The following is a 14,383-nucleotide window of genomic DNA, read 5'->3' on the forward strand; positions in this document are numbered from 1 at the left end:
CGATGATGATGTTGATAAATAAGATATGCCAAGTGGGGGCGGTTTTTGGGTGTGTGTTGTTCATGCTGGTGTTGCCCATGATTGCCCATGCCCAGCCGTTTGCTGATTGTCAAAAGATGTTTGCCATGGGGCAACCACCAGCTTATTCACAGGATAAGTTGACTGTACAGACTGTACCGCTTTGTTTTTCTGGCTTTGCGGTGATGTATTCAGGGGTGGCACGCACGCCGTTATGGTCTGCAGAGTATCTTGACCGTCGGCGATTGACAGCGGCTGGCAAGCTTGAGCGTCGTGATAACTTCCATGCAGAAAGCCGTCTACCGATTAACAAGCAAGCAACTTTGGCTGACTATAAAGGCAGTGGTTATGACAGGGGGCATATGGCACCCAATGCAGACATGGCAACGCTGACCCAACAATATGAAAGCTTTAGCCTTGCCAACATCACCCCACAAACGCCTGAGTTAAACCGTTATGTTTGGCGAGATGTTGAGAGCCATACCCGTTATCTGACCCAAAAGCATGGCTCAGCGTATGTGGTAACAGGTGTGGGCTATGCCACAGCAAACTTGACCCAGATTAATGGGCGTGTGCTTGTTCCCAGTCATTTATTTAAAGCCGTTTATGTGCCAGAATTGAACCAAGCAGCCGCTTATTATGCCAGTAATGATGCGTCTGGGCGGGTGGTGGTCGTTAGCCTTGATGAGCTGGCGATGCTGACAGGCATAGATGCCATGCCTGCACTGGATAAAGCGGTGAAAGCTCAAGCGATGCTGTTGTCATTGTCCAATCAACATTCAGACGCACAACATGATGACATGACAGCTCAAGATGCCCCTTGGTGGATCATTGTCATCACCAAAGTGGTGCGGTGGCTATTGCACCAGTTGGGTTAATCCGTGGGTTTTGTTCAATATTTTTAGCCATCTGCTCAGTATTTTGGGCATCAAATGTCAGTCAGGTTGGTGGAGAGATGCCATGATAGACCCTTATCAAAACAATGCCCAAAGCATGCAGGTGGGCAACCTTATCATTGAAAATCAAGAAGACAAAATCAGCATCTATGGTGATATTGACTTGTACCAAAATGCCCAAGGATTAAAAGATGCCAAAACGCTACAGACATTGATAAACCGCATTGTGCAGGTGTTAGGAACACAGCATTTTACCACCAATCATGAGCCACAGAGTCAAACTACTCTGTCCTTAAACACCCAACAAGTCAGCAATCCTTTTTTGTAATCTACAGGGTTAACTTGACAAAAAATCCAATAAATAAATAATTTGAAAGGTTCAATCATTGGGTTTTTGATGTCATGTCAAATTTTATATAAATTTTACATGTTAGGATAGTTCGGTCCACCACCCCCTTCTGGCGTTACCCAAGTGATGTTTTGTGATGGGTCTTTGATGTCGCATGTTTTGCAATGCACGCAGTTTTGGGCATTGATGACAAATTCAGCACCATCTGCTTTTTGTACCACTTCATACACCCCAGCAGGGCAGTAACGCTGGGCAGGCTCAGCATAAATAGGTAAGTTTACTCCAATCGGCACACTCGAATCGGTTAATTTTAGATGCACAGGCTGGTCTTCGGCATGGTTGGTGTTGGATATGAACACCGAAGACAGCTTATCAAAGGTCAGCTTGCCATCAGATTTGGGATATTTTGGTATAAACGCATGTGCTGAGCGTTCTAGTTGAGAATAATCTGGCGTGGTGTCATTGATGGTCAATGGCATCTTACCACCCAAAAGGTTATGCTCAACAAACGTAAAACCACCGCCCATAAACATTCCCATGCGGTGCGTGGCAGCGGCAAAGTTGCGAGCTTCATAATTATCTTGATACAACCAAGAGTCTTGATACAGTGTGGTATAAGCGATGACTTCGTCATGCTGGCGACCAGCACTGACCGCTTCATAAATGGCTTCAGCCGCCAACATGCCTGATTTCATTGACGTGTGTGTGCCTTTAATTTTGGCGGCGTTTAAAAATCCTGCATCATCACCAACCAGTACCCCACCAGGGAAGGTCAGTTTGGGCAGTGAGTTTAACCCACCTTTGACCAATGCCCTTGCACCATAGGACACCCGTGTGCCTCCTTGTAAAATATCACGGATAACAGGGTGGGTTTTTAGTCGTTGTAGTTCGTCAAAGGGGGACATGTATGGGTTATGGTAAGACAAATCGATGACCATGCCAAAGCTGACTTGGTTGTTTTCATCATGATACAACCACCAGCCTCCTGTTGAACCAGTCTCGGTCAATGGCCAGCCCAAGCCGTGCATCACCAAACCTTCTTGATGTTTTTCAGGTTTGATGTCCCACAGCTCTTTAAGTCCGATGCCATAATGTTGCGGGTCGGTGTCTTTATCCAGATGAAAACGACTGATTAAGCGTTTGCCCAGATGCCCACGGCAACCTTCGGCAAATACCGTATATTTGGCAAGTAGCTCATAGCCGGGTTCATAGCCAGCTTTATGTGAGCCGTCTGCTGCCACCCCCATATCACCTGTCAACACACCTTTGACTGAGCCATCATCGTTATACAATATTTCAGCAGCAGCAAACCCAGGGAACATCATCACGTCAAGTTCTTCGGCTTGCTCCGCCAGCCAACGCACCACATTGCCCAATGAAACAATGTAGTTGCCTTCATTGTGCATGGGTTTGGGTATCAAAGCATCAGGCACTCGGGTGGCTTTGGTGGCAGAACGTAAATAGTAAAATTGGTCTTCGGTTGCTGTTACACGCACAGGGGCATTTTTGCTTTTCCAATCTGGGATAAGCTCGTCTAATGCCCTTGGCTCAATCACCGCACCTGACAAAATATGAGCCCCAAACTCAGAACCTTTTTCAACCACACAAACCATAAACTCTTCATTGCCTGCTTGTTGTGCCAGCTGACGTAAGCGAATGGCAGTAGACAATCCAGCAGGTCCACCACCGACGACGACAACATCGAATTCCATCGACTCTCGTTCTATAGCCTGCATAATAACTCCTTATAATTTATAATCAATTTTCTGTATATGGTTGTTAAAACGTTTGGTAAATTTAATAAAAACATCACATTCATCAGCTATTATAAAAGATAAACATCATTTTCACGAAAAATATGCTATAAAAGCGTGACTAAAGGGTTACTGAATTTTTAGATGACATATTTTCTTTATCAACATCAGCAATAAACATGAATGCCATCAACCATAACAGGGTATGTCCTTAGCCATGTCAAAAACCAACCTTTTGCTTGATGCTCACCTATTACGTATCGCATGCACAACACCGACAGCAGATAGCCCCATCGGTGTGTTTGATTCGGGGGTAGGTGGTCTATCGGTATATCGACACTTACGCCAACAACTGCCTTACGAGCGTTATCTGTATTATGCCGATACCAAGCATGTCCCCTATGGCAGTCGCACCGCCGAAGACATCAACCATTTGACCTTAACTGGCATTGATTGGTTAATAGCGCAGGGGTGCAAGCTGGTGGTGGTGGCGTGTAACAGTGCTTCTGCCCATGCGTTGAATCAAGCACGCTTGCGATATCTAACCATACCCATCGTGGGTCTTGTGCCAGCATTAAAACCTGCTTTGGCTTATGTGCAAGCCAAAAACGCCCAACTGACCCAAGCATCTGCCAACTTGAGCAACCACTTGAGCAGCCATGTGGCAGTATTGGCAACCATGGCAACCTTGCATGGACAACTACTTAATGATGTGATGGCTCAATTTGCCACACCCTATGGCATCAGGGTGAGTAGATGGTATGAACCAGCGTTAGTGCCTTGGGTAGAGAGGGGCATGCCACCGACAGATGCCACCGCTGAGCGACTTCGTAAGATGCTGATGCAATTTGCCAAACAAGGGGTACAAGCCATTGTGCTGGGCTGTACGCATTATCCATTTTTTAAGGAATTTTTATTAAATCAAATGGTGGTTCAAGGACATGACATGGCGTTGTTTGACTCTGGCGATGCCGTCGCACGGCGAGTGAAGCAATTATTGGCTGAGCAAGGCTTATTGATAGCACAAAAAAACATACCACAAAAAAACACCTTAGCGGTCAGCAACCACTTTGGCAATCGACACAGCAAACCCAATCCACATCAGTTGCAATTTTTTGCCACGGCAATGACGCAAGGCTTGAGTGAATTGGTGATAAAGCTCTGTGGTGAAGAGGTGATGGTTGATGCCATTGATGGTTGATAAAAATGATGGTTGATAAAATTAGGATTAAATAAGAATGATGGGTCGATTAAAAAAGTGACACAAAACAAATGATACAAAAAAATTGATAAATGTTTGTCATTTGCCATTCGCATTTTGCTGGGGCTATGTTAGAATTTTATATTTAACTTAATAACAGTACGGTATTGATAAATAACACGGTTTGTTTTATTTATCGTTTTTTATCGTCTTTGTTTTTTGGGCATGGTGTACCATTTAGCCATTTGAAAATGGCCATTTAAAAATTTAGCACCTTGCCAATCTCGCTAACTGCTTTTTGTTTCCATCAGTCACCATGCTTGAGGTTACTTTGCCAAACCGCCGTTATCATATTCATGTCATATGTGCCAATGATGACCAATCATCATCATTGGACGCATTGGTGTTGTATTTTGAACACCGAGCATTTTTGACTTTTGATTTGGCGTTGGGTGATGTGCTGGCAAGCAATCACAGTCGCCGTCGCATTGATGAGTGTGATTATGTGTTGCTGTTAATCGGTGACAGCTATGGCAAGCCGAATAATACAGGTGTCAGCCAACTGCACTTAAGCTACATCAATGCCAGAACCAAAAATAAATCCATGCTGATTTTGCGAAAAATCCACAGTGGTCGTGGCACACAAAAAGGTCTGTCACGCCAGCTGACAGATTTAATCCGCTTGATTGAACAACAAAATTCAGGGAAAATCTTGTACTATGATGACCAAACAGACCTTGAACAACTGCTTGAATTCCCTTATTTACAAATGCTTTCTGAACACCCTGCCAAAGGTTGGATAAGAACAGAAAACATCATCGAAGAGACGCTATTAACCACCTTTAATGCCATCAAAAAAAGCGAAGCACCACCGACCCAAAGCTTCATCTTTGATGTCAAGACACTTAATGGCAAAATGACAGACCATGATGATCAAGCCCAAGATCTGTCATCTGAACTCTCTGACATCGTCATTGATTTGAGTGATGACATCATGCTTAACTTCTCCACCCATGCTTATGAAGGTGGCAATCTAAGCGAAGTGTCATTTTTAGCGGTGGTGGCGTGGCGAGACATTGTCACAGCGTTGAATGACCTACAGACGCAATTCACCAGCACAGGCATTCAACGGTGTGTTAATGACTTAGTGCATGAACAAGCCTTAGATTTGGTTCAAGATGTCAGACCCAATGCTCATGCGGTGTCACGCACGCAAGTTGCCACGGCTGAGCAGGAATGGGTAAAATCGCAACTATTGGCGGCAGGTTGGATTGTGGTTGCTCAAATGGGTGGGCGTGGCAAACGCAACTTTTATCAAGTGACAGATAAAGCCAAAAAGGCTTTGGCTGAGTAAAAGATTGATTATCATCACCATGACCATCATCATTGGTACGGTTATTGGTGCGGTTATTGGTACGGTTATCGGAGAAACATCATGACAAATACACAAAACACTGACACACAAAATACTGACGCACGCATTCAAAAGCTTGATGAGTTGGCAGAGACCATGCGTCAAGCTGACCAATATCATACCTTAGAAGAACAAACCGCTGACATGAAGCGTCGTGGAATTAATGCCACTGAACAATACGCCGAATGGGACGACGAAGACGCCACCAAAGACGATTGGGGCGATGCGACTTGGCAAGAAAATGGCAAATGGGAATCCAAAACCCCAGCAGATTTAGATGATGATAATGTGACACCACCGCCAATCGTTTAATATTCAGTGTTGAATGTTAAGATGAACTGCTAATTTGGCTAAAACAGTACCCAAACAAAAAACCCCCAACTGATTATTTGGGGGTTTTTTGTTTGGGAATTTTGTCATTGGGTATTTTTTAGACATTTGTCTAATGGTTGTCTAAGTATTGTTGATTTTAAGCATGGTTAATCATGATTTAATGGGATTACCTTGGCTTGTGTGTGGTTGGTGATTGAATTGTGGCTATCGAAGCGAACTTTTATCAGACCAATCAGATGAGTTGCCCATTATCAGTTGATAAAATTTTTGCCCAGCCCGACCATCAGCAGGCATCACCCCATGACGGCGTTGGTAATCTTGGATAGCACGGCGGGTATTGTCACCAATGATGCCATCAACGTCACCAATGTCATGGCCTGCATTTAATAACGCTTGTTGAATTTCTCTGGCTTGGCGACGGCTGATGCCAGCATCATCAGTTGGCCATGCACGGACAAAGCCAGTTGAATTTGGGTGGACATTGGTCTGCCCTGTTTTAATCAAATGTGATAGCTGAGCGATGCCTAAGGCATAATTCTCTGACGCATTATAAGAATAAAAAGTGTCAAAGTTTTTGCCCACCAAAAACGCAGGACCATTCAATCCAGCAGGCAACAACAACCCTGCATGGTTTAAGTCATTGGGTAAAGGGCGACCATCGGCCAGGGTGATGCCTTGATTACGCCAGTGACTCATGGGTTTTTTGTTTTTACGGTTACTGACTGCCCAATAGCCAGCTGGCAATTTGACTTCATAGCCCCACGGCTCGCCATAACGATAGCCCCGTTTTGCCAAAAAGTTAGCGGTAGAAGCCAGTGCGTCAGGCACGCTGTTGACCAAATCTTTGCGACCATCACCATCAAAGTCAACCGCCAATTCCAAAAAAGTGCTGGGCATGAATTGCGTTTGCCCAAATGCCCCTGCCCAAGAACCTGTCATGTCATGTATGTGAATGTCGCCACGCTCAAGGATTTTTAACGCATTGGCATACTCACCCCGAAAATATGACTGACGGCGATCAAAGCAAGATAAGGTTGCTAAAGATTTAATCAATGGTTTTTTACCCAAAGTTTTGCCAAAATTGGATTCCACACCCCACACGCCCAGCACGTCTTCAGCCTTAACCCCATAACGCTGTTCAATTTGGCTTAAGGTGTTTGCCCACTGACGGCGGGCTTGAACGCCATCTTGTACCCGCTCTGCGTCGACCAATGCAGACAAATAATCCCAAACATTCTTTTGAAACTCTGGCTGATGGTTAAGCGACTGTATGACGCTGGGGTCAGGTTGGCTTGGGCGATAACGAGCAAAGCTTGAGCGGACGCTGGCAAACTGATTGCTGTTTTGTAAACGGCTCAAGCACTGCTGAAACTCGGCATTGGACAGATTGGGAGCAGGCGGTTTGGCGGCGGCGTGGCTGGTCAGCATCATCGCCGTGATTGCTGTGATTGCCATGGGCAAAACAGCAACATGGACATTGATATATTGACGCTTAGGGCGAACATCAAAGTGAGCGTCATTGGTGTGAGAATGAATAGACATGACAAAATCCTTCAGTACAAAATAAATGGGCCATGGGTAATGTCGATTGGTTTTTAATGATGTTGTTTACCAAATTTTGCCTTAGCTGATTTTCTGCCTTTGGCAGCCAATTCTTTGGTAAAAAATGGCACATCACCAAACTTGTCAGATTTGCCATTTCTGCTGACTTTGTTTGGACGGTTCAGATGATTGTGGCGTTTGAATTGTGAGCCATCTTGCCTGTTGTTGGTTTTTTTTGTGTTAAAAGTTTGTTCGTTTCTGTTGTCGCTTTTGCTGTTGTTATTGCTTTTGCTATGGTTGTTGCCATGACTGCCACGACTGTCATTGGCAAAGCGGTTTCGTTGACTGGCACGGCGACCACGGTTACGCCCTTTTTTTTCTTCATCAAAACGGCGGTCAGCGGTGTTGATACTCGGTTCTAAGCCGTCTATTTTGGCGATGGTCATATGACGTTTTAAATAACGATTGATGGCATCGAGCTGTTTGCGGTCATCAATGCCACATAAGTTCATGGCGATGCCTGTACGACCAGCACGCCCACTGCGTCCGATGCGATGGACATAGTCTTCAACTTGACGGGGCATGTCATAATTGATGACGTGGGTGATGCCACTGATGTCGATACCACGGGCGGCCACATCGGTGGCGACCAAAATGTCCACTTTACCTGCTTTAACATCGCTTGTGATGTGGTTGCGTTTGGATTGTGGTAGGTCTCCATGCAAGTAGCGGACTTTATGCCCTTTTTCGTTTAAGCGATTGGCAAGGGTTTCACTGCTGTGTTTTGTGGCAGTGAAAATGATGGTTTGCCCACGATTTTTGTCATTGAGCAGGGCATCTAGTAAGTTGTTTTTATGATGCAAATCATCACAATAATAGGCGAACTCTTCAATATGAGCAGACTGCACCTTAATGGCGATGCGTTTAGGGTCAGTGGTGAAGCTTTCGGCGATTTTCCCCACCGCTCCGTCCCAAGTGGCAGAAGACATGATGGTTTGACGGCTGGTAGGTGTGGCGGTCATAATGGCTTTGATGTCATCGGCAAAACCCATGTCTAACATGCGGTCAGCCTCATCGAGTATCAACATGTTAAGAGCAGATAAATCGATGCGACCAGCGTTCATATGGTCAATAAACCGCCCTGGGGTGGCGATGATGATTTGTACGCCTTTTTTTAAGGCTCGGATTTGTCCATGATAAGGAGCACCACCAACCAATGGCACGCTGAACACATCTTTCATCTGTGAGCTATAACGGCGTACGCTGTCACTCACTTGGTTGGCAAGTTCACGAGTGGGGGTTAAGATGACGGTATGTACCTGAGATTTTTTGGGTTGGTTACGGATAATGGTGTCCAAAACAGGTAACACAAATGCTGCTGTTTTACCACTGCCTGTTTGGGCAGACAACAGCAAGTCCTTACCTGCCAGGGCAAGGGGAATGGCTTGGGCTTGAATGGGTGTGGGCGCATCATATCCACTGTGATTCAATGCTTTGAGTAGTTGCTTTGACAATGCCAAATCAGCAAAGCTTATGCAGTCTGTTGGGTTAGCATTGGCATTGGTATGGATTGTGGGGTTGCTATTTATGGTTTGGGTGTTGTGCATGATATGTCCATGATGGGGTTTGCCAGCTGATATTGGCAAAAAATAATGGCACAACAGCGATAAGCGTCAATTCACAAGAAGCTTGTTTGATTTAAAAAAGCTTAAATAAAAAACTTAAACTAAGGACAAGCAAGCATAAATCAAGACAAAAACAACGGACATTCCTTGGATAATTTGTCGTTGTTTTAAGACGTATTTTGAGTGTTGTTACCAAAGAATGGTTGGCAAACTGCCAACAGCAAAATCATCGGCAACAATTATTAAGGCTTGTGCAGGCGTGTGAGCCTGACAAATCAAGCCAATAGGTCGTCTCCAGACCCAATCGGTGGCGATGTTATCAATCAGCAAAAACAGATTATAACACAGACATCACCGCTTTAAGGCAAATTTCTTTTGTTTTTTTGCCGTCATCTCATTGATGGCGTATTCAATCTCGCTGTCATCTAAATCAGAGATTTGATGCAACATTTGCATGGTGTCCGCCTTTAGCACATAACGGGCATAGTGGGCGATGTTCTTGATGCGTTGGTCAAATTGCAAACACTGGCTGTCGGCATCAGTGTGTAGATAGTTTAGGCGGATAAGGGCATTGATAAAACTGGTGAACAAGGAGCGGTCAAAGGCATCAGGAATGTCATCGGCATGTAACACTGATAGGCGTTGCCCCAGTAGCTGGCTTAAATCAACCACCTGCTCAGCACTGAGCTTACCTGAGCCTTGCTGTGCCAGTAATGCCAAGGTCATAAAATAGCGTTCAAGGCTTTGCTCCACAGGTGAGCCAAGCAGTTTCAGCTGTTGGTATGGCTCACTGTGCTGTTCAGGGGCTGCCAATATGTCTGTTCCCAAATCCACCATCAAGCCCAGCTCAATTAGGTTATCCAGCTGGCAATCAATGGTTTTGTTAAGATTGCGAGAAGAATATTTTAAAAACAGTTCACTTTGTAAAAATGGATACAACAAACTGGTGATGTCATGTACCAGTGTTCTGCTTAAGCGTCCATTGCCTGCCATCAATGCTGCTAAAAATGAGGGCAAAATGAACACATGCAAAATGTTGTTCCGAAAGTAGCTTAATAAAGCCGCTTGATTGTTCGCCACTTGTATCATATCGCCTAAGATGTGCGGTGTCCGCTCAATCAGCTTAAGTTTGATGCCATAATCAATGATGGCTTTTGGGGTCATTTGGGTAATGGTGGTGTCGGCATCATAAGGCATTTCCCTTGCAAGGCGTTGATACAATGCAAGCTGTTTTTGACAACTGTCTTCGTCCAGTGCTGATTTTGGGGTGGATAACAGCACCAGCCCAAGCAGTGATACTGGCGTAACCACGGCGGCTTTGTTGATGTTTTGTAAGATTTTTACCCCAATATTTTCAACCATTTGAGTGATGGTGTTTGTTAACACAATGATGTCAGCATCATCAGTGTCTTTGTTGGTTCGAGCATGGTTTGCTTGAACATTAAATTTATCCATAAAGTCTTGCAAATACAGTGGGCTACCAAAGCTCAGATGTACCGTGCCAAAGATGCGTTCTATCTTACGGCTGACCTTTAACAACCCAAGTAGGGACTCGCTTTCTTTGGGCTTGCCTTTGAGTTCTCCCACATAAGTTGCCCCTTCCATGATGCGTTCATAGCCAATATAGGTGGGGATAAACACAATCGGCTTGCTTGCTTGACGCAAGTGACTTTGCACTGTCATTGATATCATGCCAAGCTTGGGTGGCAGTAATCGACCTGTGCGTGAGCGACCCCCTTCAATAAAGTATTCAATGGGCTGATTGCGACAGATGATGCTGTGTACGTATTCTTTAAACACAGTGGCGTATAATTCATTGCCTTTAAAGCTACGACGCATAAAAAACGCCCCAGCACTTCTGAGTATTTTACCCAAAATAGGAATGTTTAGGTTATTGCCTGCCGCCACATAAGGAATGGATAAGCCATGTTTATAGATGATAAAGGACAATAGTAGATAGTCAATGTGGCTGCGATGGCATGGTACATAGATGATTTCATGGTCATCTGCCAATTCACGAATCCGTTCAAAATGCTGTACCTGCACACCATCATATAGTTGCGTCCATAGCCAATTTAAAAAATGCTCAAAAAAACGGATAACAGGATAAGAATAGTCGGTGGCAATTTCATTAAGATAACTGCGGGCCTTTTGGCGGACGCTGGCGATGGGTTTGTCTGTTTTTTGGCTTTCTTGCTCAATGGCGTGGCGAATGGCAGGCGAGTATAACAGCTTGTCAATGACATTGCGTTTGTCTGATAAGTCAGGGCCTAAGATGCTGGCACGGCGTTTATCCAAAAAGACAGTCAGCTGATGATGAATACTAAGGGTTAATGACTGTTGGGCTTGTTGTGTGGTTAATAGAGCTGTGCTGGCAGATGGCTTATGTGGTTGGGTTGCGTTGTCGGTATTGCCGTGTGTGCCACTTTGGGCAATCAAGTCCTTAAGGTACATGGGCTTGTGAAACTGCACATAAGTGTCTCGCCCCATGATGCCAATGTTAAACAGCTGTTTGCTGATGCTAGGCTCTTGCCAGTTATCAGCCACCAACAGCTTAAACAGTGAGTCTTCTTTTTCAGGTGCTCTTCCCCAAATGATGGTAACAGGCACCAAACGAATGGTCAGCTCTGGGTGAGCCAAACTTGCCGCCACCAATCTTGCCAGTCTTGGTGATAATTTGCCTGATGCCAAGTTAGCTTTGCTGGTATTATTGCCATTATTAGCATTGGGGTGATGTAAAAACAAAATTCCTGCATGTTCATCAATGCCAAAACGGGCATCTTGCACCCCCACCAATGCGGGAGGCAAATGATGTTCTTGGGTTTGTAAATCAATCAACACGCTGTTTGAGCGAGAATAGTCCTTTAGCACATAAAAGGTTAGGGTATCTTTGTTGGGGCTTAAATCAGGCAATTCACCAACCAGTTGCGGTTTGACCGCCACCGCCAATGCCTGCCCAGATGCCTTTCGGTATAGGTTTTTAAATAAAGATGGCATAAAGACAGATGAACGGTCATCTGATTTTGATTGGCTTGATGATGGGGAAAGGTGTCTGTTACGTCGGCGATTCAGCATGGGTTACCTAAAAATGTGTTCACAACATGATATGATGCTATGATGCCATAATTGCAATAAAAATCCCAACAAAAAAGGCAGACGCAGACCTATCACGGTAAAACGTTGGTTTCCGATTAGCCACATTCACAGACCTAATTCACAGACCTAGTCAAAAATGGCATATTTGGTTAATATGACCACGTTAGACCATGTGAATAAGCCCATTTCAATAAGCCCATGTATCAACAAACGTAGCGATATTTCTATGAACAGCACTCACCCCCACGCCAATAAAATGTCCAGACAAGCCAAACTGGTCAAACAGCTGATAGACACACTGACGCTGATGGAAATTGAGCGGACAGCGGACAACACAACAGCAGACGTTGATGCTCCTGTGCATCTGTTGCCAGAGCATGATGCTCATCATCACCGCTTATTCATCGGACAAAGCCGTGATTTTGTCGGCCCACGGATTTTTGGTGGGCAAGTCTTGGGGCAAGCCTTGATGGCAGCGGCGTTAAGTTTACATCAGCCTTTACATCGGCTCACCACTCAAACCCAAACAGCACCATCTGATGATAAGTTGCGTCCTTGCCATTCTTTGCATGGGTATTTTTTAAGGGGTGGCGATGTTCGTTTGCCTGTGTATTACCATGTGCAGACTCTAAGAGATGGACGCAGTCTGTCTGCCAGACGAGTCACTGCCATTCAGATTAAACACAACAAAGACAATCAGCCCATCGAACAGATTATCTTTTCGATGATAGCGTCATTTGCCCCAATGGAAGGCGGATTGGAATTTCAACCGCCCATGCCCGCATACCCACCACCAGAAGACTTGTTGAGTGAGCAAGAACTCAAAGACCAAGTGATTGGTAAAATCCCCGATGCCTTACAAGAGCGGTTTATGCGAGAGCGTCATATTCATATTAAGCCTGTTACGCCACGAGACCCCATTGACCCACAACCCATGCCACCCAAGCAAGCCAACTGGCTGTGCGTGCCACAACTGGGGGCATTAGACCAGTTGGGCATTGCCCCCATTTATGTTCAGCAGGCATTGTTGGCATTTTCGTCAGATTTTTATTTGGTGGGAACAGGGCTGATGGCTCACGGCATCAGCTTTATGACCAAAGGCTTGCAAGTTGCCAGCATTGACCATAGCATGCACTTTCATCGCCCATTTGACATGAATGATTGGTTGCTTTATGACATGTGGAGCGACAACACCGCCAATGCCAAAGGGCTAAATCATGGGCAGTTTTGGCAACATGGTCAGCTGATTGCCACCACCCAACAAGAAGGGTTGATGCGGTTAAGACAAAGCGACAGCACACCTGCTCATCTATAGCAGGCATGATTGTCTTAATACCGAAGCACTCAATCAGAGATGGCCGATTTTGCAAAAAACACCGCTGACAAACCGCTTGCCACAAACCAAGCCAATGCCATCGATACCAAAGTATGGCTAAAAAAATGATCGCCTACCATCATTTTATAAAGCCCCATTGTCCAGCCGATGGCACTGACCAAAATCACATAACGCCAGCGTTTGTGTTGTAACGCAGGCACAAACGCCAAACCATATAAACCAAAGCCAGAGCTGGCATGAGCCGCAGGGAAGCATTTGGCACGCTGTTGGCTTAGTATGTCTTGCCATAAAGACAAATAAGGCTTATCACCAGCAAAAATGAGCAGTTCATGGGGGCAAGGCACATGCGTCAGCGATTTTAATGTTGCCACCAACAGCGGTGTTAATGCCAAAACAGCAAACACATATAAAATATCAGATTGCCCAAAGTTAGCCAAAGGAGCATAAATGGGGGCATCTCTCCGCCCAAACAGCGATTTTGCTGAGTTGTCTGTTTTATCAGCAATGAATTTTGTATCAGCAATGAATTGACGCCATGCCAAAGTAGCAAGCAGATACACCCCAAACACAATCAACAACCATTTGGGTAATTTATAAAACAGCATGGAAAAGACAAATTGGTCTTTGCTTAATAACCAGCGGCCTTGCTCCACATAAAACCATGAACTGATGGTAACATCGACCGAACCATGCTCAATAAACACAGCAGTCATCATGATGACTGCCAATGCAAGCAGGGCTTGGTTGATGGGGCTGATGGGAGACACAGGGCGTAAACTTGACATTTGATGATTCTACCTATTATTGGTTGGAAAGCTC

Annotated in this window: 11 protein-coding genes; 6 read left to right on the plus strand and 5 right to left on the minus strand. The window is 45.0% G+C overall.

Annotated features, from left to right (window positions below):
* Window positions 1-2: 2 nt before the first annotated feature.
* Both B0682_RS08690 and B0682_RS08695 read left to right on the plus strand, forming a co-directional pair.
* On the plus strand, window positions 3-896 hold the full coding sequence (locus B0682_RS08690; RefSeq protein WP_143823344.1) for a DNA/RNA non-specific endonuclease: 894 nt from the start codon (window positions 3-5) through the stop codon (window positions 894-896).
* Between the two features lie 10 nt (window positions 897-906).
* Entirely contained in the window at window positions 907-1,242 is a 336-nt protein-coding gene (locus tag B0682_RS08695; protein ID WP_240494951.1) for a hypothetical protein, read from the plus strand.
* A 95-nt stretch (window positions 1,243-1,337) separates the two neighbouring features.
* On the opposite strand, the gene B0682_RS08700 is transcribed toward B0682_RS08695, so the two are convergent.
* On the minus strand, window positions 1,338-2,999 hold the full coding sequence (locus tag B0682_RS08700) for an electron transfer flavoprotein-ubiquinone oxidoreductase (protein WP_078308288.1): 1,662 nt from the start codon (window positions 2,997-2,999) through the stop codon (window positions 1,338-1,340).
* Window positions 3,000-3,234: 235 nt separating this feature from the next.
* Here B0682_RS08700 and murI point away from each other — a divergent pair, with 235 nt between their 5' ends.
* From murI to B0682_RS08715, 3 genes are all read left to right on the plus strand, one after another.
* Window positions 3,235-4,218, plus strand: coding sequence for a glutamate racemase (murI, locus tag B0682_RS08705; protein ID WP_240494952.1), 984 nt, complete (start codon window positions 3,235-3,237; stop codon window positions 4,216-4,218).
* A 316-nt stretch (window positions 4,219-4,534) separates the two neighbouring features.
* Complete coding sequence (locus B0682_RS08710) at window positions 4,535-5,572, plus strand: DUF4062 domain-containing protein (protein WP_078308291.1); 1,038 nt, start codon at window positions 4,535-4,537, stop codon at window positions 5,570-5,572.
* Window positions 5,573-5,653: 81 nt separating this feature from the next.
* Window positions 5,654-5,944, plus strand: a complete 291-nt coding sequence (locus B0682_RS08715; protein ID WP_078308292.1) for a hypothetical protein — start codon at window positions 5,654-5,656, stop codon at window positions 5,942-5,944.
* A gap of 225 nt (window positions 5,945-6,169) precedes the next feature.
* On the opposite strand, the gene B0682_RS08720 is transcribed toward B0682_RS08715, so the two are convergent.
* The 3 genes from B0682_RS08720 to plsB form a co-directional block, all read right to left on the minus strand.
* Window positions 6,170-7,447: a lytic murein transglycosylase gene (locus tag B0682_RS08720; protein WP_078308320.1), complete on the minus strand. Its 1,278-nt coding sequence runs from the start codon at window positions 7,445-7,447 to the stop codon at window positions 6,170-6,172.
* Window positions 7,448-7,560: 113 nt separating this feature from the next.
* On the minus strand, window positions 7,561-9,114 hold the full coding sequence (locus B0682_RS08725) for a DEAD/DEAH box helicase (protein WP_078308293.1): 1,554 nt from the start codon (window positions 9,112-9,114) through the stop codon (window positions 7,561-7,563).
* Window positions 9,115-9,483: 369 nt separating this feature from the next.
* Window positions 9,484-12,129 carry a glycerol-3-phosphate 1-O-acyltransferase PlsB gene (gene plsB, locus B0682_RS08730; protein ID WP_205760131.1) on the minus strand — a complete coding sequence of 882 codons (2,646 nt, stop codon included), beginning with the start codon at window positions 12,127-12,129 and terminating at the stop codon, window positions 9,484-9,486.
* Window positions 12,130-12,484: 355 nt separating this feature from the next.
* Between plsB and B0682_RS08735 the strand changes: the two genes are divergently transcribed.
* Entirely contained in the window at window positions 12,485-13,543 is a 1,059-nt protein-coding gene (locus tag B0682_RS08735) for an acyl-CoA thioesterase (RefSeq protein WP_420845518.1), read from the plus strand.
* A 29-nt stretch (window positions 13,544-13,572) separates the two neighbouring features.
* On the opposite strand, the gene B0682_RS08740 is transcribed toward B0682_RS08735, so the two are convergent.
* Window positions 13,573-14,349 carry a PAP2 family lipid A phosphatase gene (locus B0682_RS08740; protein ID WP_078308296.1) on the minus strand — a complete coding sequence of 259 codons (777 nt, stop codon included), beginning with the start codon at window positions 14,347-14,349 and terminating at the stop codon, window positions 13,573-13,575.
* Window positions 14,350-14,383 lie beyond the last annotated feature (34 nt).

The sequence above is a fragment of the Lwoffella lincolnii genome (assembly GCF_002014765.1).
Taxonomy (GTDB): Bacteria; Pseudomonadota; Gammaproteobacteria; order Pseudomonadales; family Moraxellaceae; genus Psychrobacter; species Psychrobacter lincolnii.

Bases quoted from the DNA above. Each gene is read 5' to 3' on its own strand.
- B0682_RS08690 (WP_143823344.1), top strand. From the start codon at position 3: ATGATGATGTTGATAAATAAGATATGCCAAGTGGGGGCGGTTTTTGGG.
- B0682_RS08700 (WP_078308288.1), bottom strand. From the start codon at position 2,999: ATGCAGGCTATAGAACGAGAGTCGATGGAATTCGATGTTGTCGTCGTC.
- murI (WP_240494952.1), top strand. From the start codon at position 3,235: ATGTCAAAAACCAACCTTTTGCTTGATGCTCACCTATTACGTATCGCA.
- B0682_RS08710 (WP_078308291.1), top strand. From the start codon at position 4,535: ATGCTTGAGGTTACTTTGCCAAACCGCCGTTATCATATTCATGTCATA.
- B0682_RS08715 (WP_078308292.1), top strand. From the start codon at position 5,654: ATGACAAATACACAAAACACTGACACACAAAATACTGACGCACGCATT.
- B0682_RS08725 (WP_078308293.1), bottom strand. From the start codon at position 9,114: ATGCACAACACCCAAACCATAAATAGCAACCCCACAATCCATACCAAT.
- plsB (WP_205760131.1), bottom strand. From the start codon at position 12,129: ATGCCATCTTTATTTAAAAACCTATACCGAAAGGCATCTGGGCAGGCA.
- B0682_RS08735 (WP_420845518.1), top strand. From the start codon at position 12,485: ATGTCCAGACAAGCCAAACTGGTCAAACAGCTGATAGACACACTGACG.
- B0682_RS08740 (WP_078308296.1), bottom strand. From the start codon at position 14,349: ATGTCAAGTTTACGCCCTGTGTCTCCCATCAGCCCCATCAACCAAGCC.